This is a genomic window from Streptococcus downei MFe28 (assembly GCF_900459175.1).
GTDB classification, from domain to species: domain Bacteria; phylum Bacillota; class Bacilli; order Lactobacillales; family Streptococcaceae; genus Streptococcus; species Streptococcus downei.
The window spans coordinates 1,500,550-1,525,899 of the sequence record NZ_UHFA01000002.1 but is presented as its reverse complement, the minus strand read 5'-3'; the positions used below and the strand labels follow the sequence as shown (position 1 = coordinate 1,525,899).

Sequence of the window (25,350 nt, the reverse complement as noted above, 5' to 3'; positions counted from 1 at the left end):
GCCGTTAGCTATCAAGCCACTAAAGTGGCTGATAGCTTTGCTCCTTACCTCGGGTCTTTCGATTTTCATTGAGTATATATAAAATTAGTATGGCAATACTGACTGGGTGATATTATATCCCATGCCCTTGAATTCAAGTTGTTTTGCGACAGTCAGATAGTAGAGCCGACAATGCTCTATTATCCGACTTATTTCTTGCTCATTTTCTTAAGTTATCGAAAGGAAACCAAACTTTTTATGAACCTTATTTGGTCTTATTTTAAAAAGTATCCCAAGTGGTTGGTTTATGACCTCTTTGGGGCCCTCTTATTTGTCGTGGTCAATCTAGGCCTGCCGACGATTCTGGCACGGATGATTGACCAGGCCATCAATCCCAAGGACAAGCAAGCCTTGACCTTCTGGGCTTTGATCATGCTGGCGGTGGTCATTGCCGGGATTATTGGTCGGGTAACCCTGGCCTATGCGACTGGGAAACTGTCCACCAATATGGTCCGAGACCTGCGGCGGGACATGTATGCCAAGTTGCAAGATTATTCCCATGAAGAATATGAGAAAATTGGTGTCTCTTCCTTGGTGACAAGGATGACTAATGATGCCTTTGTTCTCATGCAGTTCACGGAAATGAGTCTGCGCATGGGAGTGGTAACCCCGCTCATGATGGCTTTTTCTGTAGTCATGATTTTAGTGACCAGTCCATCTCTGGCCTGGCTCGTGGCTCTCTTTATGCCTTTTTTGATTGCGACCATTGCCTATGTAGCTTTTAAAACTAGGCCTTTGTCGGAACGCCAGCAAAAGACCTTGGATAAGATTAACCAGTATGTTCGAGAAAATCTGACTGGTCTGCGGGTCATTCGGGCCTTTGCTAGAGAATCTTTCCAAGAGGAACGTTTTGACGAGAAAAATCAGACCTATGCTAGTATTTCAACTCGACTTTTCACTTTGACTGGTCTGACTGAACCCATGTTTATCCAGATTATTGTGGCTATGATTGTGGCTATTGTCTGGTTTGCTCTAGAACCCTTGAATAAGGGAAGCCTGCAAATCGGGGACTTAGTGGCCTTCATTGAATACAGCTTCCATGCCCTCTTTTCCTTCCTGATTTTCGCCAACCTCTTTAATATGTACCCCCGCATGGTCGTTTCCAGTCGGCGAATTAATGCGGTCATGGACATGCCCCTCTCAATTTCGCAAAATCCTGACGGGGTGACCGAAACCGCCAGCAGAGGCTATCTGGAATTTGACCATGTCACCTTCGCCTACCCAGGTGAAACTGAAAGTCCCGTCCTTCATGATATTTCTTTTAAGGCGGGACCTGGTCAAACAACGGCTTTTATCGGTTCGACGGGTTCGGGGAAATCCTCCTTGGTCAGCCTGATTCCTCGTTTCTACGACGTCACTCTGGGTAAGATTTTAGTCGATGGGGTTGATGTGCGAGACTACAATCTCAAGGCCCTGAGACAGAAGGTCGGCTTTGTCCCCCAAAAGGCTCTGCTTTTTACCGGCTCCATTGAGGAAAATCTCAAGTATGGTAAGAGTGATGCTGACCTTGAGGAATTGGACCAGGCAGCAACGGTAGCCCAGGCCAAGGAATTTATCGACAGCCGTGAAGAAGGATATGCCACCCACCTAGCCGAAGGTGGTAGCAACCTTTCTGGTGGTCAAAAACAACGTCTGGCCATCGCCCGTGCCGTTGTCAAAAAGCCTGATATTTATATTTTTGACGATTCCTTCTCAGCTCTGGACTACAGGACGGATGCTCAACTGCGAAAACGCCTCAAGGAAGTCACTCAGGATGCCACAGTTTTGATTGTTGCCCAGCGGGTGGGAACCATCATGGATGCTGACCAAATTATTGTCCTTGACGAAGGCCAAATCGTCGGTCGAGGCACCCACGAGGAACTCATGCAGACCAACGACATTTATCGCCAAATTGCTGACTCCCAGCTTAAGTCTGGCAAACTCTTAGAAGAAGAATAGAAGGGAGGAACTTATGTCAAAAAATGTCTTTGTCCGTCTGTGGGACTATCTCAAACATTATCAAGCCACCCTCTATCTAGCAGTTTTTCTCAAGATTGTTGCTGCGGTTGCCGGCGTTCTCGAGCCCTTTATCTTGGGGCTCATGGTGACCGAGCTGACTTCCAGTCTTTTAGCAGGTCGGCCTATCAATGGTGAGAAGATTCTCTTTCTGATTGCCATTTATGTCATTCGGGGTTTGCTCTCAGAAATCGGTAGTTACGGTTCCAACTACTTTATGACTCGGACAGTTCAACGTTCCATCCATGATTTGCGGCACGACCTCAGTCATAAAATCAACAAGATTCCTGTCTCTTACTTTGATAAGCATAAATTTGGCGACATGCTGGGGCGTTTTACCAGCGACGTTGAGACTGTCTCCAACGCCCTGCAACAATCCTTCCTGCAGGTTATCAACGCAGTCTTGACCCTAGTCATGGTCATAGCCATGGTTCTCTATCTTAACCTTCAGTTGGGACTCTTTGTCATTGCGACCATCCCTATTACCTATTTTTCCGCCTCTTATTTGCTAAAAAAGTCCCAGCCTTATTTCAAACGCCAGGCTGATGTTCTGGGGAATATGAATGGTTTTGTTCAGGAAAATCTGACCGGCTTCAATGTCATCAAGCTTTACGGTCGAGAAGAAGCTTCCGCCAAGGAATTCAATGGTATTCTGGATGAGCTCCAAGAAGTCGGTTTTAAGGCCAGCTTTATCTCAGGTATTATGATGCCGGTTCTCAATGCCATTTCGGATTCCTCTTACTTGATTATTGCCATCTGGGGTGGCCTCAAGGTTATCGCTGGTAAATTGACCATCGGTAATCTGCAGGCCTTTGTCCAATACCTCTGGCAGATAGGTCAACCCATCCAGACCCTGACCCAATTGGCTTCCATGCTCCAGTCAGCCCGCTCCTCCTTAGAACGGATTTTTGCTGTGCTAGATGAGGAGAATGAAGTGGCAGAAGTCACTGAGCACCTTTTTCATGACCTGACCGGACAAGTTTCCTTCAATCATGTGGATTTCCAATATGTGGAAGGCAAGCCTCTGATTAAGGACTTCAATCTGGATGTCCAGCCTGGTCAAATGATTGCCATTGTTGGTCCAACGGGTGCCGGTAAGACCACCCTCATCAATCTACTCATGCGTTTCTATGATGTGACCAAGGGAGCCATCACGGTAGATGGTCATGATATTCGTCACCTTTCTAGACAGGAATATCGTCAGCAATTTGGCATGGTTCTCCAGGATGCCTGGCTTTATGAAGGGACCATCAAGGATAACCTCCGTTTTGCCAAATTGGATGCGACAGATGAGGAAATTATTGCTGCAGCCAAGGCAGCCAATGTCGACCACTTTATCCGCACCCTACCTGGTGGCTATAATATGGAGATGAACCAAGAATCTAGTAATGTCTCTTTGGGGCAAAAGCAACTCCTCACCATTGCCAGAGCCCTCTTAGCAGATCCTAAGATTCTGATTTTGGATGAGGCTACCTCATCGGTTGATACACGTTTGGAAATTCTCATTCAAAAGGCCATGAGTCGTCTTATGGAAGGCCGGACCAGCTTTGTCATCGCCCACCGCCTCTCCACTATACAAGAGGCCGATAAGATTCTGGTCCTCAAGGATGGCCAGATTATTGAGCAAGGCACTCACGACAGCCTCCTAGCCGACAAAGGTTTCTACCACGACCTCTATATGAGTCAATTCAGCGACCAAGCTGGCTAATACTATCAAAAAACAGCGTTCCAATACGAAGCGCTGTTTTTTGATACCTGCTGATTGCCATATACTCAATAAAAATCGAAAGATCCGAGGAAGGGAGCAATGACATCAAGTCACTAAAGTAACTGATGTCGCAGTAGGTGTCTGCTATCTTTGCGCCACTTTGTGGCACAGCAGACAGCTAGTCACCTTTGCTGGGGTAAGACGACGAAGATTTTGGCATCTGTCAAAGCCCTTCTGTCTTACTCCCAAACGGCAATCTCCATAGCGATTGCCTAGCTTCCTTACTAACCTCACAAAGTTGGTGAAATCGACCAACTTTGCTCCGCATCGCACGAACTGAAGACAGCTCAAAAGGTCTGGGAGACCTTTTGAGGTTGGAAATAGGGAAAACTTCGCTTTCCACAGTAAGTACGACAAGGTGAGTTAACGATACGACACGAGGTAGAAACTGTCGTTGCCACAGTTTCTACAGAGTTAGTCAGGGATATAGAAAACTACAGTCGTAGTTTTCGTAGTTTTCGTAGTCACTCTAATGAGAAATTATAGAGTGACTTTATCCGTGGGATAGTTTTGATTTTTGAAGAGTATTAGTCTACATTCAAACTAAAGAAGATGGATAGCAGAATCGATCCGACAAAAAGGAAAACGAGGGCGACCAAGAAGCCGATGACGCTGGCAGAAAATAGTGGTGTTCCAAGTAGGACTAGTCCAAAGATGATGGTCAGGATTGCTGAGGAGATGTGCAAGGAACTGCTTGGAAACCTTAGCTTGCGCAATTGAAGACCTGTCAAAAGTCGCAGGATTCCTGAGAAGAGAACCCAGTAGGCGATGATGGTCATAAAGGCGATTGCTAACGAAAAAACTGAGCTAATCAGCAAGATGAAGCCTATGACTATGGAAAAAATACTCTGAATCAGTTGCCAGAAACTGCGGTTGTCTCGGTGATTGATATACTCAAGAAAATTTGAAATCCCACTAACGAAAATGACCAGAGCAATAATCCAAGCAATCGTTGCCACGCTGGTCAAAGGATGAGCAAAGAGGAAGAAGGCGTAGAGGATGGATAATATTCCTCCCGCCAAGGGAAACCATTTCATAATAATACCTCACATTTCTACTGTCATTATACTGTAGAAGGAGACCAAAAGCAAAAATCTTTCCCCAAAATCAGGGGTAAAAACCAAACAATCATCGAAAATTTGTCGCTTTTTCAATCTTTTTACTAAAAAATGCAAAAAATATTTGACAAAATATTCAGAAAATTTATAATAGAGACTGTAATTAAAAATTACTAATTATGTCATATCGGAGGTAAGATGAATGACAAGTGGAAAAGCATATGTTGATAGCGTTTTTGAAAAAGTAAAAGAACAAAACCGTCATGAACCTGAGTTCTTGCAAGCGGTAGAAGAAGTTTTCCAATCCTTGGTACCTGTCTTTGATAAGTATCCTAAGTATGTGGAAGAAAACCTTTTGGAACGTCTGGTTGAACCAGAACATATCGTTTCCTTCCGTGTTCCATGGGTTGATGATAAGGGACAAGTGCAAGTCAACCGTGGCTTCCGTGTTCAATTCTCATCTGCCATTGGCCCTTACAAGGGTGGTCTTCGTTTCCACCCATCTGTAAACCAATCCATTATTAAATTCCTTGGATTTGAACAAATCTTTAAAAACTCTTTGACTGGCCAACCCATCGGTGGTGGTAAAGGGGGCTCTAACTTCGATCCTAAAGGTAAGTCAGATAACGAAATCATGCGTTTCTGCCAAAGCTTCATGACAGAATTGTCTAAGCATATTGGGGCAGATACCGATGTTCCTGCAGGGGATATTGGTGTCGGCGGTCGTGAAATCGGCTACCTCTATGGTCAATACAAACGCCTGCGCAACGAATACACTGGTGTCTTGACTGGTAAGGGCTTGACTTGGGGTGGTTCTTTGGCTCGTACCGAAGCTACTGGTTATGGTGCAGTCTACTTTGCTGAACAAATGCTCAAGGACCGTGGCGAAACCTTCAAGGGTAAAACTGCTGTCGTTTCAGGTGCTGGTAATGTCGCTATCTATGCCGTTGAAAAATTGGAAGCTCTCGGAGCAAAAGCTGTGACCGTTTCTGATTCATCAGGTTTCGTTTACGATCCAGATGGTATCGATGTTGCTCTCTTGAAAGAAATCAAGGAAGTAAAACGCCAACGCATTGTTAAGTACGCTGAAGCTCGTCCAAATGCAACCTTCACCCCTGCAGGTGGCGAAAAGACTGTCTGGTCTATTAAGGCTGACTTGGCCTTCCCATGTGCCACCCAAAATGAATTGGATGAAACCGATGCTGAAACCCTTGTAGCTAATGGTGTTCTAGCTGTTTCTGAAGGGGCTAACATGCCTTCTACCTTGGGAGCAATCGATGTCTTCCTTAAGGATGGTGTTGCCTTTGGTCCTGCTAAGGCTGCCAATGCCGGTGGTGTTGCAGTATCTGCCCTTGAAATGGCTCAAAATAGCCAACGCACCGCATGGAGCTTTGAAGAAGTTGATGGCAAGCTCTATGATATCATGAAGAATATCTACGAAAATGCTGCCAGCGCGGCTAAGGAATTTGGTCAAGAAGGCAACCTTGTCGTTGGTGCCAATATCGCCGGTTTCCTTAAAGTAGCAGATGCTATGTCAGCACAAGGAATTGTTTAGCCGATAGCCGTTGCACCTTTAGGTGCTTACGGATATCGCTACATTGCGATAAAATCAATTTTGATCCTCTCAATAAAATATAAGAAGGAAGTCCAAGCGGGCTTCCTTTTGCGTTACGGAATAATTTTCCTCAGGGGATTTACTTTGATTTATTGCGGAAGGCAAAGTAGCCAATCGTCCAAAAAGCAAGTCCGAAAGCAGCAAAGACAGCAAATACTAGGAGAACATCACTGAAGCTGCGGATAGGAAACCAGCCACTAACCAAGACAGTCGGCAGGACAAAAATAACCATAACGGTAAAATGGACAAGGCTGCGCTTTCTCAGGGACCAGGAATTGATATCATAAATATTCCAAGCACCGCCGATGGCAGCCGAAATAATACCAGCACAGAAAATTTCCCAGGCTAGTTTAGGATTATGGTTAAAATATACAATGCTAAATGAACAGATAGTAAACAGAAGGAAAATAATTATGACACGAATAATGGTTGGTTTGAGATACTTTTGAAATTCCTTGTTCATAGCAACCCCTCCTTTAATCCTATTATATACCTTGACACTTGATAGCACCAGTGACAAAAGTCATTGTCCTCATTTTAGGATAAGATTTTTAATCAAGGATTGATGAGCCTAGGTTCTATACTGTCTGAAAGAGCCTATTGCATCTTACCCGATAAATATGCAACTTAAGTAACTTTGGAGTTGTGCTCAATAATTTTCTGTTATAATAATCGCAAAGGAGAAGCGCAGTGAAGTTACGATTAGAGCAAATGTCTGATGGCGAGGAGGAAGTACTTGTTCGTTATCGGCAGATGACCCCCAAAATTCAAGCTATCTGCGACTTGGTAGAAGAGGGCCGACCGAAAATCCTAGTCAGTCATCAAAGGGAGAATAGCTACCTTTTTCTGGATGATATTTTGTATTTTGAAAGTGTTGATGGCAAGACCTTCGCTTACACGCAGGCTGCTGTCCATGAGGTCGGACGGACTTTAAAGGATTTATCAGCAAGCTATGCCAATAATGGCTTCTTTCGAGCGTCTAAATCTCTCTTGGTCAATATCTATCATATTGCGAGCTTTAAAAGTCAGTCTTTTGGTCGAATAGAGGCGCTCTTAGATAATGACGAAGTCGTGGTTATTTCCAGAAAATATGCTGGCCAGCTGAGGCAGGTCTTAGAGGAGGGCGTTCAAGATGAAAGTTAAATGGTTGAAATTTTTAAGTCGAGAGATTGCCCTTGAATATAAAACAGGTATTTATTGTCTCTATCTGTATTTCTTCTATGCTTGCCGTCAACTCTTACGAGAGGGTGGTAATCTTAGCATTTTAACCCTTTTTCAGATGGCTTTTGTGGCTTATTTTGTCACCCTGTTACAGTTCTACCTTTTTGAAAACTTCGATGAAGCTGACCAACTTAGAGGTAGAAAATTCCTAAGCCTACTTGTTTGCTCGCTTTTATACATGGGGATGGCTTCTTGGTTTAATTGGTTTGGCCACTCCTGGCCAATCTTGTTAGCTTTTCTTGGTTTTATGATACTAGCCTATTTAGTGACCTTCTTCTTTAATCGCCTCAAGCGCAGAATTGACAGTAAACATCTGAACCAACTCTTGCAAGAATATAAGGAAAGACGGTGAAATTATGTCTCAGACTACTATTGAAGTTAAGCATTTACAGAAATATTATGGCAAACATATGGGCGTGGAGGATGTTTCACTTAGGGTCGAAAAAGGGGAAATCTTTGGCTTTCTGGGTTCCAATGGAGCTGGTAAATCGACCACCATCCGCTGTTTGCTAGGTTTGATTCGTCCAAGCCGAGGAGAAATCACTCTGCTGGGAAAGAAGGACACCATTTTAGCTCATGAACTGAACCATATCGGTTATATGCCCTCAGAAGCTCAGTTTTATCCTTCCATGAAGGTAAAAGACGTGATAAAGTTAGCAGCTCTTGCCCACAGGAAGGATTGTTCCAAGGAAGCTAAGCGCCTTTGCCAAATCTTGGAAGTTCCCCTCCAAAAGAGAATCAGGGATTTATCCTTAGGGAATCGCAAGAAAGTCAGTATTGTTTGCGCTCTGCAACACCAGCCCCAACTCTTGATTTTAGATGAGCCGACCTCTGGTCTAGATCCGCTCATGCAGGAGCGATTCTTCGAGCTGATTAAGGAGGCCTGTGCAGCTGGGGCTAGCTGTCTTTTGTCTTCACATGTTCTGTCAGATATTAAAAATTATTGTGACCATGTTGCAATTATCAAGGATGGTAGGATTCTTAAGGTCGATACGATTGAACATCTAACCCGCAGTCAGTCCAAGCAGGTGACTTACTGGAAGGATGGTCAAAACCAGAAATTTGATTTTTCAGGAAGTGGTCGCCAACTCCTAGATAGGCTGGCCAAGCTTGAACCTGACGATTTTCTTGTGGAAGAACCTTCCTTGGAAGATTTCTTCTTACACTACTACGAGGAGGAGAACAATGATTTTAATCAAGCATGAATTGAGGCAATCCTTTAAAAGTCTTTTGATTTGGAGTATAAGTGTCGGTTTGATTTGTTACGGCTGTATTCTTCTTTATGGAGGCATGGCTGGTCAGTTTTCACAGGTGGATGATGTCTATAAAAACATGGGGGACCTGACCAAAGCCATGGGGATAGACAAAGTTAGCATAACAACCTTAAATGGCTATTTTGCAACTGAGATAGTCCTCATGTTTGGCCTTGGTTCAGCCATGTTTGCCAGCATGATGGGAGCCAGTTCTCTAGCGAAAGAAGAAGAAGGTCACACCAGTGAATTTCTTTTCACCCTACCTTTTCGTCGCTCTAGTATTTTAACCTACAAGCTCCTAGCCCTGATACTGAGCCTGATGTTTTTCAATGCTGTTTGCATCGGTTTAGAAGCTCTGGCTGTCTGGCAAATTGACTTGGATTTTTCTTGGAAGTATTTTTTGACCTATCATGCTCTGGCCTTTCTCATGCAGCTTGAGATTGCTAGTCTAGCCTTTGCGATTTCAGCTCTGAGTTCTAAGAAGCAAATCGGCCTATCTATCGGTCTTGTGTTAATCCTCTACGTTATGGATATTTTCTGTCGGATTATTCCAGACATCAAAAATCTCAAGTATTGGACGCCTTACTATTTAGCTAATGGTTCTGATGTCTTTACAGCCAGTAAAATTAATGGTCTTGCATTTGGCATTTCACTTACTTTAATCCTCTTTAGCTTACTAGGAGCCTTCCTTATCTATGAGCGCAAGGACCTGACAGCTTGATACTCTTCAAAAATCAAAACTATCCATCGTTAACTCACTTTGCCGTACTTACTGAGGAAAGCGAAGTTTTCCCTATTTCCAACCTCAAAAGGTCTCCCAGACCTTTTGAGCTACCTGCAGTTCGTGCGACGCAGAGCAAAGTTGGTCGATTTCATCAACTTTGTGAGGTTAGTAAGGGAGCTGGGCAATCGCTATGGAGATTGCCGTTGGACATCAGTCACTTTAGTGACTTGATATCCTTGCTCCTTGCCTTGGCTATTTTTGATTTTTATTGAGTATGAGAAATGGGAAATGCATTTAGACCGAAAAAAAGAATGAAGCTTTTCCTCAAAAAGAGAGAGAAAGAGAAGAAGGGCTTCATTCGTTTTTTTATGCTTAGAAGTCTAGAGGTTTTAATCCTCTTTGCGATTTTTTCTCAGAAAGACTCCAGCTGTTAGGCTGACTAGGAGGCCGATGAGGCTGAGGGTTCTTTCCTTGGTCAGGTCAGAGCCTGTCTCTGGCAGGTTTTCCTTGCTGTTAGCGTTAGCTTGGGCAGTCTTTTGGGTTTGGCCTGCTTTTTGGCTTGCTAGGGCAGGGTATTGCAGGCTAATCATATGAGGAGCTTGGCTACCAGCCTTAGGACTAGCAGATTGGTCTTGTGAAGATTTGTCTTGGACAAGCTCATCCTTGATAAGGCTTTGGCTGGCTTCTTGTCCTTGGCGGTCCAAGTAGATTTCCTTGGTTAGGCGGTGGCGACCGTCTGGTCTGTCTTCATAGCTAGTTGCCCTTTGGACAGTCACATAGGTCTTGTGGTTTAAAGTTGGTTGGTCAATGGTTTTTTCATCTGCCTCTTGCTTTTTGAGGTAATTAATGAAGGTTTCAGTATCAGGGTCAAGCGCTCCAAGACGACGAACATCTCTTAATGCTGAAAAGCCATCGCCGCCTCCAAAGAGGAAGTCGTTGATGACGACCTTGTAGGTCTGATTGGGGTCAATTTCGCTACCGTCATCCTTATAGGCCTTGACAACCTTATAAGGACTTTCCTTACCTCCGTCAGGATTGTCGGTATAGAGATAGTGGAGACCAGCCATTTGTAAGAAGTAGCGTTCCTCTTCATCATATTGCTGGTTGAGGGTATCGTAGACCTGTTGACCAGTTAACTCCACGACTTGCAGGACATTCCCGAAAGGTTGAACAGCTTGGGCAGCTCCCCAAGTGATTGATTTATCAGGGTTGACAATCAGGTCAGAACGGACACCACCGTTATTGGTCAGAGCGAAGTCTATATCTGGATAGCTTTGGCGAGCCATGGCAAGTTGGCCTTGGGTAACTAGGTCGCCGACGGCAGTTTCCTTATCCTGGTTGGTGGTACGAGTAATGGCTTGGGGAGTCGTCGCCGTGGCGATTTTCGCCTCTGTAACGGCCTTAACCCTTTGATTGGCATCATCAACGATGGCCTGAATATCAGGACTGCCAGCAGCATCATGCAGGACAGGTATAATCTGAGCTGTTGGAATATCGATAAAGTCGCCAGTATCGGTATCTAAAACGCCTCGGACATCTTCAAAGGCCTTGCCTTGGGAAGTGGCTTGAACCACACGGGTTTTACCAACCACTCCGTTGGCATATTTGTGGCTATGGCCGGCAAAGAAAATGTCGACACTATTTTCTGGATAAATCTGATTGAGTTTATTGATGATTGGGACGGCATCACCTTCCAGCTCACCCTTGTCATTGTCAGCAGCAACATGGGCAATGACACCGATAGCGTGCACGCCCTGGTCGTTGAGCTCTCTAGCGTACTTGGCAATGGTTTCCGCTTCGTCTAGGAAGCTATAGCCTTCCAGATTCTTACGCAGGACTAGGTTAGGAATCTCTGTGGTCACAATACCGATGTAGCCCATTCTGACTTGCTTATCCCCAACCTGAATGGTCTTGATGGCATAGGGTTGCCAGCCGAAGGGAATCTGGTTGGTCTTTTGGTCAATAATGTTAGCTGCTAAAATCTGTTGTTTGGCAGGTTCTTGTTGGCCATCGGTCGAATACTGGTCGACGATAGCATCAAATTTACCAGGTTCTGGGGCTTGGCCTTGAACAATCCGATTGTATTCCGAGAGGCCTTCATCGAATTCGTGGTTCCCGACGGTCCCATAGTCAACATCCATGTGATTAAAGACCTTGACGGTAGGTTCATCCTGCAGGAGCCCAGAATTGGCTGGGCTGGCGCCGACCATATCCCCAGCCTGAACGCGAGTGGTATCACCTTGGGGATGTTCTGACTGGAATTGAGCCTGGGCCTGGTCCATGCCGGCATCCAGTTGGGCAGCTCCTCCAGTGTTTTTGACAGCACCTTCTGGCATATTAGCTGTTCCTGAAGTATCTAAAGCTCCGTGGAAATCATTGACCCCTAGGACCTGAACATCTACCTGATCTGCCAGGGCAGGAGTAGCCAGCAAGGTCACTCCTGCGGCCAGAGCCAAGATAGAGCTCTTAAAAAATACGTGTTTATTCATGTACACCTCCAAAATATTTTTCATTTCTACCAGTTTACAATGAAAACCCGAATATTTCAATAATAATTTGTTTTATCGTTCAAATAATAACGGATAAACCAGCTCGTGAAGTAGGTTTTGTGAAATGGTTTTCATGAGAATCTATTTCTTGACTTTGGATTTTTATGGGTTTATACTAATTTCCATAGGAACTATTTATTGGTTTTCAGAAATGTGAGGTATTTTCATGAAAGATCCCTTTAGCATTTTCAGAACCCTTATCAATACCATGGAAAGTCAGATTCAAGAGCTAGCCAAAGCCCAAGGCGTTGAGCATTTAGCTGGCCCCCAAGGCTTTACGGTCTCTTATCTTTTTGAAAACCGAGACAAAGAGGTTTTCATCAAGGATATTGAGGAGAGACTGAGGATTTCCAAGTCGGTCGCTAGTAATCTCATTAAACGCATGGAAAAAAATGGCTTTATTGAGGTGAGACCCTCACTCAGGGATAAGCGCTACAAGCAGATTGTCCTAACGGAGCTGGGCTTGGACAAGGCTGAGAAAATCAAGGTTTTTCGTAGCCAAATCCAAGACTTAATCTTCAAGGATATTGATAAGCAGGATCTGGCGGCCACCCACCGGGTTTTTATGCAAATTAAATCTAATTTAGAAAAGTAGGAAAAGTATGTTCAAAATTTTTAAACGCTTAAGCGCTAAAGAGTGGGGCATGATTCTTCTATCCACCATCTTTATCTGTTTGGCAGTTTGGATGGATTTGAAGACACCTGAATACATGTCTAAAATCACCACCCTCTTGCAGAACAAGGGGACAACGACATCAGACATCATGGATCCAGGTTCCAAGATGCTCATCTTCTCCTTTGGTAGCTTTTTGATGGCTGTCTGTGTCGGCTTCTTGGCTGCCAGAACAGCAGCAAGCTTCACCACCCGCTTGCGCTCTGATATTTTCAATCAGGTTGCGGATTATTCCCAAGCGGAAATCAAACGGTTCTCGGTCCCAAGTCTTTTGACTCGGACAACCAATGACCTGACCCAGCTGCAAATCATGATTACGATGGGGATGCAGGTGGTCACTCGGGGGCCAATCATGGCCGTCTGGGCTTTGACCAAGATTTGGGGCAAGAGTAGTGATTGGACAAGCGCTGTCGGTGTTGCTGTCCTTATCGTTTTCATCCTCTTGTCAGTCTTGCTCTTTCTGGCCTTTCCACGTCAACGTAAGGTTCAAGGCTTGACCGATGCCCTCAATGCCACGACCCGTGAATCTCTGACGGGGGTTCGGGTTGTTCGGGCCTACAATGCCGAAGACTATCAAGACCAAAAATTCCGCAAGGAAAACGAGAACCTGACCAAGCTCAACCTCTTTGTTTATCGCCTCATGTCGCTGATGAACCCAGTCATGACCATGGTTTCAAGTGGTTTGACTCTGGCCATTTATTGGATTGGGGCTCACCTCATTTCTGATGTTTCAGTTCCTAAGGTTGACAAGACCAGCCCTATGGTTATGAAGATGGTGGCGCAAGCAGCTAAGGCTGTGAAAGATCGTGTCTCAATCTTCTCAGATATGGTGGTCTTCTCATCTTACGCCATGCAAGTCGTTATCGGCTTCATGATGATGGTGGCTATCTTTATCATCCTACCTCGGGCCCTGGTTTCTGCTAAACGGATTAATGAAGTTTTGGCCCTTGAACCTTCTGTCAAGTTCAAGAAGGACCCTAAGACAGGAAATGGTCAAGTGGGTCAAGTGGAATTCCACGATGTCTCTTTCCGTTACAGCAAGAACTCTGCTGCAGCTATCGAGCATGTTTCCTTTAAGGCGGAAAAAGGCCAAACGGTCGCCTTCATCGGTTCAACTGGTTCTGGTAAATCGACCCTGGTCAACCTTATTCCACGTTTTTATGATGCCACAGAAGGCTGGATTAAGGTGGATGGGGTTAAGGTTGAAGACTATAGCCATGATGACCTCAACAATAAGGTCGGCTATATTCCTCAGACAGCTGTCCTCTTTAGTGGCACCATCCGATCCAATATGCAGTTTGGAGTTAGCGCTCAAGGACATTTGAGTGATGACGCTATTTGGGAAGCCCTCGAATTAGCTCAAGCCAAGGACTTTGTTGAAAGCAAAGACAAGGGCTTGGATACTGAGGTCACCCAAGGCGGTACCAACTTCTCAGGTGGTCAAAAACAACGTTTGGCCATTGCTCGAGCCCTAGCTCGTAAGCCAGAAATTCTGATTTTTGATGATTCCTTCTCGGCCTTGGACTACAAGACCGACCGTGTCTTACGTGAGGAACTCAACAAGAAGACCAGCAATTTGACCAAGTTAATCGTGGCCCAAAGAATTTCAACCATCATGGATGCCGATCAAATTATTGTCCTTGACCAAGGTAAGGTCGTTGGTCAGGGTAATCACAAGGAACTCTTGGCCTCAAATTCTGTCTACCAAGAAATTGCCTACTCACAACTTTCAAAGGAGGAATTGGAAAATGAAGACTAACAAGAAATCTCTAATCAGCCAAATGACTCCTTACTTGAAAGGTTATAAGGCACTCTTTGGTCTCGCTATTATTTTCACCATTATTTCCAGCACCATTACGGTTATTGGACCTGACAAGCTTAAGGAAATGACCGATACCATGACCAAGGGCTTGACAGGAACTATTGACCTTGACAAGATTGGCTCCATTGCCTTTACCCTAGCTCTCATGTACATCGGTGGGGCCCTGGTTTCATACTCAGCCAGCTTCATCGTCTCAACCCTGATTCAACGCTTCTCCCAACGCTTGCGGGATGCTATCGCTGATAAGATCAACAAGATTCCTTTGAAGTACTTTGATAGCCACGCCCAAGGGGATACCCTTTCTCGGGTTACCAATGACGTTGACCTTATGACTCAGTCCTTTAACCAAAGTCTGGTGACTATGGTGGCTTCCATTGTGCTCCTAATTGGTTCTATCTTTATGATGATTAAGACCAATGGCCTTTTGGCCGCAACAGCTATCGGATCAGTCTTCGCTGGTTTCCTCCTGACAGGTCTGATTATGGCTCGCAGTCAACCGCTTTTCAAAAAACAACAAAAGAACTTGGCTGACGTCTCTGGTTATGTCGAAGAAATTTATAGCGGACACAATGTCGTGACTAGCTACAATGCCCGTCGAGAAAGTAAAGAAGCCTTTGAAAAACTGAATCAAGACCTCTTCTCAAGTATGTGGAAGTCACAATTCTTCTCTGGTATTATGATGCCTATGATGCAGTTTATCGGTAACTTCGGTTATGTCATGGTCTGTATCGTTGGGGCCCGCATGGCCATCAATGGTGACATCACCATGGGGACCATCGTCGCCTTCATGACCTATGTCCGTATTTTTACCCAACCGGTTTCGCAAATCGCTCAAGGGATTACCCAACTCCAATCAGCCAACGCTGCTATGGGACGGGTCTTTGAATTCCTGGACGAAGAAGAAATGGAAGTGGAAGATGCTAAGGCTAAGCAATTGGATAAGGTCAAGGGGGATGTCGCCTTTGAAAATGTCTTCTTTGGTTACAACCCAGACAGGACTATCATCCACGACTTCTCAGCCCATGCCAAGCCTGGTCAAAAGATTGCCATTGTCGGACCAACCGGTGCTGGTAAGACAACAATCGTCAACCTCCTTATGCGCTTCTATGAAATCAATAAGGGTAAGATTTCCATCGATGGGGTTGATATCCACGACATGAAGCGTTCAGAAGTTCATGATGCCTTCTCGATGGTTCTCCAAGACACTTGGCTCTTTGAAGGAACCGTCAAGGAAAACTTGATTTTCAATCAGGACCATATCTCAGACGAGCAAGTTCTAGCGGCTACCAAGGCTGTCGGTGTCCACCACTATATCAAGACCCTGCCTAAGGGCTATGATACGGTGCTGGATGATTCGGTCACCCTGTCCGTTGGGCAAAAGCAATTGATGACCATCGCTCGGGCCTTGCTCAAGGACTCACCGCTCCTGATTTTGGATGAAGCGACTTCATCTGTCGATACCCGTACTGAAGAATTGATTCAAAAGGCTATGGACAAGCTGATGGAAGGTCGGACCTCCTTCGTGATCGCCCACCGTCTATCAACCATCCGCAACGCTGATCTGATTCTAGTCATGAAGGATGGTAACATCATCGAACAAGGTAATCACGATGAATTGATGGGCCAAGATGGCTTCTATGCAGATCTCTACAATTCTCAATTCGTATCAGCTTAATGCTAACAGTCAATCCCTAGTCCAAGTGGCTGGGGATTTTTTTTGGTTTTGAAAAACAATGAAAAACAATTTTGAAATTTCGTATCGTTTTTAAGGAAAAATAATTTTTTTCAGAAAAAACACTTACGAAAACTATTTTATTTTGCTAAGATGAATAGTGGACCGTCTAACGGTCAAAATTCACAAATAATAATCTGTAAAAATGAGCTTTTTCGAGGAGGCCTAGGAATGAAAATTCCTCCAGTTTTCCTCCCTTTTTGAAAGGCTCTTTTTTCTTGCAGTGACACTTGAGAGGAGAAGATTTTGGAAGAAAATAAAAAAATGACTTCTGGTCAGGCAGCAGTGCCTGTCCAACACCCCTGGTTGGCTATGACTGGTCTCTTGATTGGCGCCTTTGTCGGTATGCTATCAGAGACCTCACTCAACATCGCCCTGCCCAAATTGGAAGTAGCTCTAGGTGTGGGAACCTCATCCCTACAATGGCTGGTAACTGGCTATATGCTGGTCATCGGGATTGTCCTGCCCTTGTCCAGCCTGATTTCTAAATGGTTTACAACCAGACAGACAGTCATCTTTGCCCTGCTGGCCTTTATCGCGGGATCGGTGATTTCTGCCCTGGGCTCAGACTTTGCTATGGTTCTAGCAGGTCGGATGATTCAAGGTATCGGAACTGGTCTGATTGTTCCCTTACTCTTTACTGTGGCTATGAAAATATTCCCCATGCAAAAGCTGGGGGCAGCCATGGGAGTCAATGCCCTAGTCATTATGTTTGCCCCAGCAGTAGGGCCAACCTTAACAGGACTGCTCCTAGCGAAACTGTCTTGGCGCTATATCTTCTGGGCTTTTGCCGCTTTCTTGCTGATTGCCTTGATTTTCTCTCTGGCCTTCTTGAAGAATATCGCCGACTTGAGCAAACCAAAGGTAGACTACCTGTCTGTTCTGGCTAGTATGCTTGGGTTTGGAGCCCTGGTTGTTGGTGTCAGCTTTGCCAGCGAGAATGGTTGGGGCTCACCAATCGTCTTGGGCTCGCTCTTAATTGGTCTGCTGATTTTGGCCTTCTATACCTATCGTCAGTTACATTTGGAACACCCTATTCTCAATCTGAAAATTTTCGCCAAGTTGGATTTTAGTACAGCAGCAGTATTGGTCATGCTGGACTTTGCCATCATCCTGTCAGCCATGTACCTCTTTCCACAATTCATTCAAAATGGGATGGGGCTGCCCGTTGCCATGACAGGGATTATCATGCTACCTGGTGGTATTGTCAATGCCATTGTTTCAGCCATTTCTGGTCGACTCTACGATAATTTAGGGGCGCCAGTTCTGGCTAGACTGGGCTTTGCCATTACCATTATCGGAGCCATCATGCTGATTTTTGTAAAACCAAGTTCTTCGGTAGCTTTCATTATTACAGCCCACATCATCCTGATGATTGGTTGTCCCTTGGCCATGTCACCTGCTCAAACCCACGCCCTCAATAGTCTTAGAGGAGCAGAGTCAGCTGATGGCTCAACCATTATGAACACCATGCAACAAATCGTTGGTGCCATTGCCACAGCTCTAGCAACTAGTTTCCTAGTTTTGGGTCAAACTCATGTCCAAAATGCAAGCAAACCTGAGGCCTTCACCAATGGTGTCCACTTTGGATTTTATTTCACCCTAGCCCTGGCCTTTCTAGCTTTCCTACTTAGCTTGAGCCTGAGACGGCATAAGAACCGTTTGGGATAGAAGTAGCCAAAGGACGAAATTAAAGGGAGTTCCAACCTCCCTTCACAGAAAAAGGCAACTGGAGCTTGTTTCAGTTGGTTTTTCTATGTGCCTTGGAGAAATGAGGCAGTATTGCCAAAGTTAAGCAAAGGCATATTGATGCAGTTCGAGCAGGAGTGAGAGCTAGATTCCGAAAAAACCTTGGCGATTGCCAAGAAGAGCTTAGCGGTATTGACCTAGTTTGATTCATAGCGATAACTAGAAACCGACAAAAGCGTGTTAAATCCTTACCCTTATCCAGATTTTGTGGTATTCTAGGGGAAATTCAAAAAAGTATTGACAAATTGCAGGGAAAGCCTGAGAGTGCTTGCTAAAAGGAATTGGTCCTTTGGACCAAAAAGTAGCAGAACCAGATGGACTTTCCTATCCAACTAGATGAATTTTTAAAAGGATAACTTCTAAATTTTCTATTTACCCTTTTTTGTGGGCAGAAAGTTGTTCCTTGAAGAATAGTCAAGTGGGAGGGACTATTTGCTAAATCAAATCATCCATTATTTCCAGATTAATGCTGCCAGTTACTGGCAGGCTGTCTGGCAACATATTTCTATCAGTTTGGAAGCCTTATTGATTTCTGTCCTTCTGGGGCTGGCCCTGGCTTATTTGGCCTACCAACATCCTAGGATGCAGAAGTGGATTACTTCCTTTTCCCAGGGGCTGAGAGTTCTGCCCAGCCTAGGCGTGCTCTTTATTTTGATTCCCTTTCTGGGAGTTGGGCATTTTCCAGCCCTACTGGCTTTGATTTTCCTTGGATTAGCACCCGTTTTAATCAATACCGTTCTGGGTCTCAATCAGGTCCCTGCTAGTTTGGTCGAAACGGCTCAAGCTATGGGAATGACCCCAAGACAGTTGACCGTCAAGCTCTCCCTGCCTCTGGCTCTTCCCTATATTTTGACTGGGGTCAAATTAGCCCTAGTGGAAATTATCGCCAGTGCTACCCTAGCCACCTATATCGGTGCTGGAGGTCTGGGAAGCCTGATTTTTACAGGTCTGGGTCTCTATCGTTACGACCTCCTGGTCATTGGTGGGGCTAGTGTTGCGCTCTTATCGCTCATCAGTATGTTACTACTGGACTTCTTGATTAGATGGAGTAGACGTTATGCAGCCTAGAAAAATCTTTTTATCCATTATCTTAGCCTTGGTCTTGCTCCTGTCTGCTGGTCTTTATAGTTATGGTCAAAAAATGGTTGGTCCCAGCCAATCCAAAGGCACCATTCGTGTGGGCTCCAAGGATTTTACAGAAAGCTCTGTTGTGGCTGAAATCTATGCTTTGGCCCTTGAAGACCACGGATACAAGGTGGAGCGCAAGACCAATATTTCCAGCTCTCTGATTCATGATAGTCTGATTCATGATGAGATTGACCTTTATCCAGAATATACAGGGACTGGCCTCCTGACTATTCTTAAGAAGCCTGTGCAAACCGATCCCAAGAAGGTCTACCAGACGGTTAAGACGGACTACCAAAAGAAATTTGATTTGACCTGGTTGGACTATGCCCAGGCCAATGATGGTCAGGGGCTGGTCATTCGAACCTCAGTCGCCAAAAAATATGGCATTTCCACCATATCTGATCTGCAAAAGCAGGCCAAGAACCTCCGCTTTGCCTCCCAAGGGGAGTTCAACGAGCGCCAAGATGGCCTAGCTGGTCTGGAGAAGACCTATGGCAAATTCGCTTGGAAGTCCAGTCAAGTCTATGACAATACCCTTAAATACAGGGTACTGGAGAATGACGACGCCGATGTAACACCGGCCTATACGACCGAAGGGCAGTTGGCTCAGACGGATAAGTTTACCCTCCTTAAGGATAACAAGTCCTTCTGGCCTCCCTATAATCTGGCCCCTGTTGTGAGAAATCAGATTTTGCAAGACTACCCTGAAATTCGACCCATCCTTAACAAGATTAGTGCTGGCTTGACCACCAAGAAAGTTACCCAGCTCAATGCCAAGGTTGATGTCGACAAGGAAGACTACCAGAAGGTAGCCAAGGACTATTACCAATCCATCAAGAAATGAGAAACCATGATTCAATTCGACCATGTTAGTAAAATCTACGGCCAGAGGGCTGTAGTTGATGATATATCTTTTAAAGTCAATAAGGGGGAGTTCATTACCATCCTTGGAACTTCTGGTTCTGGGAAAACGACCACCCTCAAGATGATTAATCGCCTCTTGGAGCCCAGCAAGGGTAAGATTTCCTTTGCGGGCCAAGACTTATCGAACCTTGACCCGATTGAACACCGCCGCCATATTGGTTATGTGGTTCAAGAAATCGGGCTTTTCCCCCATCTGACGGTCAAGGATAATATTGCCACCGTTCCCAAGCTCCTCAAGTGGGATAAGGAAAAGATTGACCAGCGAGTAGAAGAGCTCTTAAACTTGGTGCAATTACCAGCCCAGGAATTCGCCCACCGCTACCCAGCCCAATTGTCGGGAGGTCAGCAGCAAAGAATTGGAGTGGCTAGAGCTCTGGCAGCTGACCCAGAAGTCCTCTTATTTGATGAGCCTTTTGGTGCCATTGACCTGCTGACGCGAAATGACCTCCAAGAAGGTCTGCTAAAGATTCACCAGGACCTCTCAAGCAAGACTTTTGTCTTTATCACGCACGATATTAACGAGGCCTTTAAATTGGGCTCTCGGGTCATGATTATGGATCAGGGGAAGATTTTGCAGTTTGATCAACCGCAGGCCATTTTAGAGGCTCCAGCCCATCCTTTAGTTGAGAAGCTGATTGCAACAGCCCGGGCTCAAGAATTGGGGAGGAGGGCACCAGAATGATTGCCTACTTAAAAGAAGCCCCAGAAAAGCTCATTCAGGCCGGTCTGGAACATGTCCAGTTGACAGTAGCCAGCCTCTTTTTCGCCCTGCTTTTTGCTTCTGTCCTGACAGGTCTCCTCTATTTTTTGCCCAAATTAAGGGAAGTGTCGGTTTATCTTCTTTCCCTCTTTTATGCCATTCCTAGCTTTGCTCTCTTTGCCCTCTTGATTCCCTTAACGGGATTGAGCAAGACTACGGTCATCGTTGCTCTAGTCGCCTATGCCCAATATATCTTAGTTAGGTCTTTTCTCGCTGGTCTCTTGGAGGTTGAGCCCAGCCAGATAGAAGCAGCACAAGGGATGGGTATGACCAATTGGCAGATACTCAGAAAAATTCGTCTCCCTCTAGCAGTTCCGGCACTTGTGTCCGGCCTGCGTTTAGCTGCCACCTCCATCATTATGATTGCCACTATCGGGGCAACCATTCAGGCGGGTGGCCTGGGAACTCTGCTCTTTGATGGTTTGAGAACCAATAGTATTCCCAAACTAGCCTGGGGGATTATTCTCTCCCTTGCCATAACCCTTTGGGTCAACCTGATTCTTTATCTGATTGAGGAAATTTTCAAGCCCCAGACCCTATCCTGATACCTAGCCACCATCAAACCCAGCATCGTTTTAGTCGTGGAAGGAGTTTCTTATGATTTCTGGTTCCTGTTTATGTGGAGCAGTTGCCTATCAGGCGCAATCTGTCCACCCACTCGTGACCTATTGTCACTGTAATTTTTGTCGCAAGGCTGCTGGCACAGCTTTTTCCAGCAATATCTTGGCCGATAAGGAAGGATTTACCATCCTTAAAGGAGAAGAAGTGCCATCCTTTTACCAGTCCTCACCTGGTAAAACTAGGGTCTTTTGTTCCAAATGTGGCAGTCCCCTCTATCACACCAAGGAGGACCAACCAGATCTTATCACCATTAAACTAGGAACCCTGGATCAAACCGATGAAGACTTTTCAAACTGGTCCGCTTGCCATATCTGGACAGAGTCTGAGAAGCCTTGGCTGGACTATCAAAAAGGCGACTTTTTCAAACAGACTAAAAACTGATTGTCAAAAAAGCTTATCTTTCCAGCAAAGCAAAGATTGATAACGCAAAGGGCAATTTTTGGAACAAACAAGATCTAGAAGCTGGGACATTGTCTCAGCTTCGTTTATTTATGCAGAATTAAATGCTTGACGCAGTGGTTGATTGGAGGTCCTTATCCCTTGCTAAGCAAGTGATAGCGGCCATCCTAATCAACTGTGCGGAGGCGGGACAACGAAATCAATTTGACGAAATACTGATTTCTGTCCCGCTCTCTTTTCTCAACTTTTTATGCTATAATAGACCCATTCTGATCCTAATAAGAACTGTGATGAGGTTTGAAAAAACGATTAGTCAGTTCAGGTTAGGAAAGATTAGAAAGAGAGCTTGGTATGTCAACGATTTATGGCGACTATGAGGTCTATCTCCCGCAAATTATGGAAGGTTTGACCGATGAGATTAAGCTGGCCAATAAAAGACAGAAGGAAGCGACGGGCTTTAAGCTCTATGAACATCTGCTGGCAAGGGTTAAGAAGCCTGATAGTATGGTCGAAAAATGTCAGCGCAAGGGCTTGCCACTAACACCTCATTCTGCCCTCAAGGAAATTCGCGATAGTATCGGCATTCGGGTGGTCTGTGGCTTTGTGGATGATATTTACAAGACTGTTGCCATTCTCAAGAACTTACCTGGTTTAAGAATTGTCAAGGAGAAGGATTATATTGCCAGGGCCAAACCTAATGGCTATCGTTCTTATCACTTGATATTAGAGCTAACAAGTGATTTTCCTGATGTTGAGGGCAATAGGCCTGGAAAGTATTTTGCGGAGGTCCAACTGCGCACCATCGCTCAGGACTCTTGGGCTAGCCTAGAGCATCAGTTGAAGTACAAGCATACCATTAAAAATCCCGAATTGATTACGCGAGAGCTCAAGCGCTGTGCGGACGAATTAGCTTCCTGTGACCTGAGTATGCAGACCATTCGAAATTTAATTGAGGAAGGTGGTGATTAGATGACCATGAAAATTCTCTTAGCCGAGGATGAAGAACAACTGGGACGGGTTTATCGGGCAGCCTTGGAGCATCAAGGCTATCAGGTTGATCAGGCCGTCAATGGCCAGGAGGCTGTTGATTTAGCTAGAGAAAACGCCTACGATCTCATGATTTTGGATATTATGATGCCTGTCAAGACAGGGCTGGAGGCTCTGAGCGAAATCCGCGACTCTGGAGATCGCACCCATGTCATTATGCTCACGGCCATGTCTGAAATTAATGATCGGGTGACCGGCCTTGATGCCGGTGCTGATGAGTACCTGACCAAGCCGATTTCCTTAAAAGAATTATTGGCTCGCCTGCGCTCCATGGAAAGGCGTCTAGATGATAGCTTTACCTCTAGGACTTTAGAATGTGGCTCCGTGAAGTTGGATGTTTCCGAGCAGGAAATCACAGCCAGTAATACCGTTCGCCTAGCAGGAAAAGAAAACAAGCTGATGGAATTTTTCATGCTCAATCCTGCCAAGAAGCTTTCCACCCAAGAAATCTACCAACAGGTTTGGGGCAAAGACGACGAAGAGGCCAATCAGGACTATGTCTACGTCTATGTTTCCTATTTGCGCCAGAAACTCCAGGCCATTAAGGCTGATATTGAAATTGTCGGGGAAAAGGATGGCGATTTCCAACTCATCCCAGTAGGTGAGCGCCATGTTTAAGCATCTGCGGATCCGAATTATTTTGATTGCGGCGGGTGTCCTGGCCATTGCCCTTTTCATGTTTGCCGGTATCCTAAGCTCTGTTTTTTACTTCAATACTAACCAACAAATTGATAGTGTCTTGCAGGTTCTTTCGGACAATCATGGCCAGCTCGATTACAATAATCGGACATCCAATCAGCTGGGCATAGACTCGCCTGATGCTCTCTACCAGTACCGTTATTTCAGCCTACTAGTTGATAAGAATGACCGCCTCGTCTCGGCCCAGACCGATAATATTCGCTCCATTGGTACTGACGATGTGAATCGAGTTCTAGATGAGGTCCTTAAGCAAAAATATGATCATGGGCGTGTTACTGTCAATGGGCTGACCTTCTCTTATAAGAAAACTAGCCAAAAGAATGGCGATAATTTGATCGTTATCCTGGATACGGGTCAATTTTATCAGAATGCCCAAGCCTTGAGACGGGTAACCTATATCCTATCGGCTGCCAGCTTTGTCCTATTTTTGGTGATTTTTACGATTTTCTCTGGTAAAATTATTCGCCCTTTCATCAGAAATATGGAGAAGCAAAGGCGCTTTATCACCAATGCAGGCCATGAGCTCAAGACTCCTCTAGCGATTATTCAGGCTAATACCGAGTTGCAGGAGCTAATGACTGGCGAAAACGAGTGGTCCCTTTCGACCAAGGACCAGGTGACCAGACTGACAAACTTGATTAATTCCATGGTGGCCCTGGCCAGATTGGAGGAACAACCAGAGGTTGCTCTCTCAGATGTTGATTTTTCAGCCATAACGCAAGATGCGGCGGAGGATTTTAAGGGGCCGGTCCTTCGGGATGGCAAAGACTTTCTCATGGAAATTACCCCCGACATTCATATCCAGGCGGAAGAAAAATCCCTCTTTGAGTTGGTTACGGTTTTGGTTGATAATGCCAATAAATACTGTGACCCTGGTGGAAAGGTAAGGGTTCGTCTTAGCCAAGTTGGTCGCACCCGTAAGCGAGCCCGTTTACAGGTTTCCAACACTTATAAAGAAGGCAAGGATAGGGACTACAGTAAATTTTTCGAACGCTTTTACCGAGAAGAAGAATCGCATAACAACAAGAAGAAGTCCGGCTTTGGTATTGGGCTCTCCATGGCTCAAAGCGTGGTCAAACTCTTTCGTGGCCGTATCTTTGTCAACTATAAGGAGGACACCATTATTTTCACGGTGACCTTTCCTAAACTATAACTACCAAGACCTGCTAGAGTTTGAAAAAATTCTAGCTTTTTTCATAGAGAGAGGTAAAAAATGACGAAAGAAGACTGGATCCAACTCTTTAAGGAAATCAATGGACGAGCACCTGAAAGTAAGGAAATTGAAGTGGCGATTAATATGGGGACCATCAAGGAAGGGGCTGCTCCACTAGCATCACGCCAGGAGACTGGCTCAAAGGAAGGTCCGCAGGTTGCCCCCCTAGCCAAGCCAATTACTGCCGAGCCAGATCAAGGCCTGTTTGAGGATGACCCTAGCCAGAAGGAGACGTCAAGTTCTAGCCAAGAAGTCAAAGGTCTTGCCAAACTAGCCAACTTAGACTGCTATCGAAATTTCTCCTAGTCCTAAAAATCCAAGGGAAAGAGGAAGGTACAGGTTAGAATTAGACATCCATAGA

The 25,350-nt window shown here is 45.2% G+C and carries 23 protein-coding genes; 20 read left to right on the top strand and 3 right to left on the bottom strand.

Annotated elements, in window-relative coordinates; all coding sequences use genetic code 11:
• Positions 1-237: 237 nt before the first annotated feature.
• On the top strand, positions 238-1,977 hold the full coding sequence (locus DYE66_RS07335) for an ABC transporter ATP-binding protein (protein WP_044123796.1): 1,740 nt from the start codon (positions 238-240) through the stop codon (positions 1,975-1,977).
• Positions 1,978-1,990: 13 nt separating this feature from the next.
• Complete coding sequence (locus tag DYE66_RS07330; protein WP_115325068.1) at positions 1,991-3,742, top strand: ABC transporter ATP-binding protein; 1,752 nt, start codon at positions 1,991-1,993, stop codon at positions 3,740-3,742.
• Positions 3,743-4,329: 587 nt separating this feature from the next.
• Here DYE66_RS07330 and DYE66_RS07325 read toward each other — a convergent pair.
• Entirely contained in the window at positions 4,330-4,839 is a 510-nt protein-coding gene (locus tag DYE66_RS07325) for an HdeD family acid-resistance protein (RefSeq protein WP_002997937.1), read from the bottom strand.
• Between the two features lie 223 nt (positions 4,840-5,062).
• Here DYE66_RS07325 and gdhA point away from each other — a divergent pair, with 223 nt between their 5' ends.
• Positions 5,063-6,415, top strand: a complete 1,353-nt coding sequence (gdhA, locus tag DYE66_RS07320; RefSeq protein ID WP_002998343.1) for an NADP-specific glutamate dehydrogenase — start codon at positions 5,063-5,065, stop codon at positions 6,413-6,415.
• Positions 6,416-6,554: 139 nt separating this feature from the next.
• Here the strand turns inward: gdhA and DYE66_RS07315 are convergent, their stop codons facing one another.
• A complete protein-coding gene (locus tag DYE66_RS07315) occupies positions 6,555-6,938 on the bottom strand; it encodes a DUF3021 family protein (protein WP_002998239.1) in 384 nt (127 codons plus the stop codon).
• 227 nt (positions 6,939-7,165) lie between these two features.
• Between DYE66_RS07315 and DYE66_RS07310 the strand changes: the two genes are divergently transcribed.
• Genes DYE66_RS07310 through DYE66_RS07295 form a run of 4 tightly spaced genes read left to right on the top strand, consistent with a single transcriptional unit; the run spans position 7,166 to position 9,670 of the window.
• Positions 7,166-7,618: a LytTR family DNA-binding domain-containing protein gene (locus DYE66_RS07310; RefSeq protein ID WP_002998369.1), complete on the top strand. Its 453-nt coding sequence runs from the start codon at positions 7,166-7,168 to the stop codon at positions 7,616-7,618.
• Positions 7,608-8,048 carry a DUF3021 family protein gene (locus tag DYE66_RS07305; RefSeq protein ID WP_002998392.1) on the top strand — a complete coding sequence of 147 codons (441 nt, stop codon included), beginning with the start codon at positions 7,608-7,610 and terminating at the stop codon, positions 8,046-8,048. Before DYE66_RS07310 ends, DYE66_RS07305 begins: the two co-directional genes overlap by 11 nt.
• 4 nt (positions 8,049-8,052) lie before the next feature.
• The gene (locus tag DYE66_RS07300) at positions 8,053-8,901 is read left to right on the top strand and encodes an ABC transporter ATP-binding protein (RefSeq protein WP_002998276.1); all 849 of its coding nucleotides are present in this window, start codon (positions 8,053-8,055) and stop codon (positions 8,899-8,901) included.
• Complete coding sequence (locus DYE66_RS07295; protein WP_002997965.1) at positions 8,882-9,670, top strand: ABC transporter permease subunit; 789 nt, start codon at positions 8,882-8,884, stop codon at positions 9,668-9,670. The genes DYE66_RS07300 and DYE66_RS07295 overlap by 20 nt, the downstream gene beginning before the upstream one ends.
• A gap of 392 nt (positions 9,671-10,062) precedes the next feature.
• Here DYE66_RS07295 and DYE66_RS07285 read toward each other — a convergent pair whose 3' ends face one another.
• Positions 10,063-12,162, bottom strand: a complete 2,100-nt coding sequence (locus DYE66_RS07285) for a surface-anchored 5'-nucleotidase (RefSeq protein ID WP_002998440.1) — start codon at positions 12,160-12,162, stop codon at positions 10,063-10,065.
• Positions 12,163-12,388: 226 nt separating this feature from the next.
• Between DYE66_RS07285 and DYE66_RS07280 the strand changes: the two genes are divergently transcribed.
• The 13 genes from DYE66_RS07280 to DYE66_RS07220 all read left to right on the top strand — a co-directional run bounded on the left by DYE66_RS07280 (position 12,389) and on the right by DYE66_RS07220 (position 25,295).
• On the top strand, positions 12,389-12,817 hold the full coding sequence (locus DYE66_RS07280; RefSeq protein ID WP_002997920.1) for a MarR family winged helix-turn-helix transcriptional regulator: 429 nt from the start codon (positions 12,389-12,391) through the stop codon (positions 12,815-12,817).
• A 7-nt stretch (positions 12,818-12,824) separates the two neighbouring features.
• Entirely contained in the window at positions 12,825-14,654 is a 1,830-nt protein-coding gene (locus DYE66_RS07275; protein WP_002997740.1) for an ABC transporter ATP-binding protein, read from the top strand.
• Positions 14,644-16,392: an ABC transporter ATP-binding protein gene (locus DYE66_RS07270; protein ID WP_115325067.1), complete on the top strand. Its 1,749-nt coding sequence runs from the start codon at positions 14,644-14,646 to the stop codon at positions 16,390-16,392. Before DYE66_RS07275 ends, DYE66_RS07270 begins: the two co-directional genes overlap by 11 nt.
• Before the next feature lie 303 nt (positions 16,393-16,695).
• Positions 16,696-18,120, top strand: coding sequence for a DHA2 family efflux MFS transporter permease subunit (locus tag DYE66_RS07265; protein ID WP_002998153.1), 1,425 nt, complete (start codon positions 16,696-16,698; stop codon positions 18,118-18,120).
• A 510-nt stretch (positions 18,121-18,630) separates the two neighbouring features.
• Positions 18,631-19,266, top strand: a complete 636-nt coding sequence (locus DYE66_RS07260) for an ABC transporter permease (RefSeq protein ID WP_002998416.1) — start codon at positions 18,631-18,633, stop codon at positions 19,264-19,266.
• Positions 19,256-20,170: a glycine betaine ABC transporter substrate-binding protein gene (locus tag DYE66_RS07255; RefSeq protein ID WP_002998453.1), complete on the top strand. Its 915-nt coding sequence runs from the start codon at positions 19,256-19,258 to the stop codon at positions 20,168-20,170. The genes DYE66_RS07260 and DYE66_RS07255 overlap by 11 nt, the downstream gene beginning before the upstream one ends.
• Before the next feature lie 6 nt (positions 20,171-20,176).
• Positions 20,177-20,932, top strand: coding sequence for an ABC transporter ATP-binding protein (locus DYE66_RS07250; protein ID WP_002998063.1), 756 nt, complete (start codon positions 20,177-20,179; stop codon positions 20,930-20,932).
• Positions 20,929-21,555 carry an ABC transporter permease gene (locus DYE66_RS07245; RefSeq protein WP_002998332.1) on the top strand — a complete coding sequence of 209 codons (627 nt, stop codon included), beginning with the start codon at positions 20,929-20,931 and terminating at the stop codon, positions 21,553-21,555. Before DYE66_RS07250 ends, DYE66_RS07245 begins: the two co-directional genes overlap by 4 nt.
• 52 nt (positions 21,556-21,607) lie before the next feature.
• On the top strand, positions 21,608-22,012 hold the full coding sequence (locus DYE66_RS07240; RefSeq protein WP_002998518.1) for a GFA family protein: 405 nt from the start codon (positions 21,608-21,610) through the stop codon (positions 22,010-22,012).
• 369 nt (positions 22,013-22,381) lie between these two features.
• Positions 22,382-22,999, top strand: a complete 618-nt coding sequence (locus DYE66_RS07235; RefSeq protein ID WP_002998514.1) for a GTP pyrophosphokinase — start codon at positions 22,382-22,384, stop codon at positions 22,997-22,999.
• Positions 23,000-23,695: a response regulator transcription factor gene (locus DYE66_RS07230; RefSeq protein WP_002998309.1), complete on the top strand. Its 696-nt coding sequence runs from the start codon at positions 23,000-23,002 to the stop codon at positions 23,693-23,695. It abuts the gene before it with no gap.
• The gene (locus tag DYE66_RS07225) at positions 23,688-24,929 is read left to right on the top strand and encodes a sensor histidine kinase (RefSeq protein ID WP_115325066.1); all 1,242 of its coding nucleotides are present in this window, start codon (positions 23,688-23,690) and stop codon (positions 24,927-24,929) included. Before DYE66_RS07230 ends, DYE66_RS07225 begins: the two co-directional genes overlap by 8 nt.
• A 60-nt stretch (positions 24,930-24,989) precedes the next feature.
• Complete coding sequence (locus DYE66_RS07220) at positions 24,990-25,295, top strand: hypothetical protein (RefSeq protein ID WP_002997830.1); 306 nt, start codon at positions 24,990-24,992, stop codon at positions 25,293-25,295.
• The last annotated feature ends 55 nt before the right edge of the window (positions 25,296-25,350 follow it).

Excerpts from the sequence above, each read along its gene's own strand:
- DYE66_RS07300 (WP_002998276.1), top strand. The coding sequence starts at position 8,053 with ATGTCTCAGACTACTATTGAAGTTAAGCATTTACAGAAATATTATGGC.
- DYE66_RS07285 (WP_002998440.1), bottom strand. The coding sequence starts at position 12,162 with ATGAATAAACACGTATTTTTTAAGAGCTCTATCTTGGCTCTGGCCGCA.
- DYE66_RS07235 (WP_002998514.1), top strand. The coding sequence starts at position 22,382 with ATGTCAACGATTTATGGCGACTATGAGGTCTATCTCCCGCAAATTATG.
- DYE66_RS07335 (WP_044123796.1), top strand. The coding sequence starts at position 238 with ATGAACCTTATTTGGTCTTATTTTAAAAAGTATCCCAAGTGGTTGGTT.
- DYE66_RS07280 (WP_002997920.1), top strand. The coding sequence starts at position 12,389 with ATGAAAGATCCCTTTAGCATTTTCAGAACCCTTATCAATACCATGGAA.
- DYE66_RS07245 (WP_002998332.1), top strand. The coding sequence starts at position 20,929 with ATGATTGCCTACTTAAAAGAAGCCCCAGAAAAGCTCATTCAGGCCGGT.
- DYE66_RS07330 (WP_115325068.1), top strand. The coding sequence starts at position 1,991 with ATGTCAAAAAATGTCTTTGTCCGTCTGTGGGACTATCTCAAACATTAT.
- DYE66_RS07250 (WP_002998063.1), top strand. The coding sequence starts at position 20,177 with ATGATTCAATTCGACCATGTTAGTAAAATCTACGGCCAGAGGGCTGTA.
- DYE66_RS07230 (WP_002998309.1), top strand. The coding sequence starts at position 23,000 with ATGACCATGAAAATTCTCTTAGCCGAGGATGAAGAACAACTGGGACGG.
- DYE66_RS07305 (WP_002998392.1), top strand. The coding sequence starts at position 7,608 with ATGAAAGTTAAATGGTTGAAATTTTTAAGTCGAGAGATTGCCCTTGAA.
- DYE66_RS07270 (WP_115325067.1), top strand. The coding sequence starts at position 14,644 with ATGAAGACTAACAAGAAATCTCTAATCAGCCAAATGACTCCTTACTTG.
- DYE66_RS07240 (WP_002998518.1), top strand. The coding sequence starts at position 21,608 with ATGATTTCTGGTTCCTGTTTATGTGGAGCAGTTGCCTATCAGGCGCAA.
- DYE66_RS07225 (WP_115325066.1), top strand. The coding sequence starts at position 23,688 with ATGTTTAAGCATCTGCGGATCCGAATTATTTTGATTGCGGCGGGTGTC.
- gdhA (WP_002998343.1), top strand. The coding sequence starts at position 5,063 with ATGACAAGTGGAAAAGCATATGTTGATAGCGTTTTTGAAAAAGTAAAA.
- DYE66_RS07275 (WP_002997740.1), top strand. The coding sequence starts at position 12,825 with ATGTTCAAAATTTTTAAACGCTTAAGCGCTAAAGAGTGGGGCATGATT.
- DYE66_RS07220 (WP_002997830.1), top strand. The coding sequence starts at position 24,990 with ATGACGAAAGAAGACTGGATCCAACTCTTTAAGGAAATCAATGGACGA.
- DYE66_RS07255 (WP_002998453.1), top strand. The coding sequence starts at position 19,256 with ATGCAGCCTAGAAAAATCTTTTTATCCATTATCTTAGCCTTGGTCTTG.
- DYE66_RS07295 (WP_002997965.1), top strand. The coding sequence starts at position 8,882 with ATGATTTTAATCAAGCATGAATTGAGGCAATCCTTTAAAAGTCTTTTG.
- DYE66_RS07315 (WP_002998239.1), bottom strand. The coding sequence starts at position 6,938 with ATGAACAAGGAATTTCAAAAGTATCTCAAACCAACCATTATTCGTGTC.
- DYE66_RS07325 (WP_002997937.1), bottom strand. The coding sequence starts at position 4,839 with ATGAAATGGTTTCCCTTGGCGGGAGGAATATTATCCATCCTCTACGCC.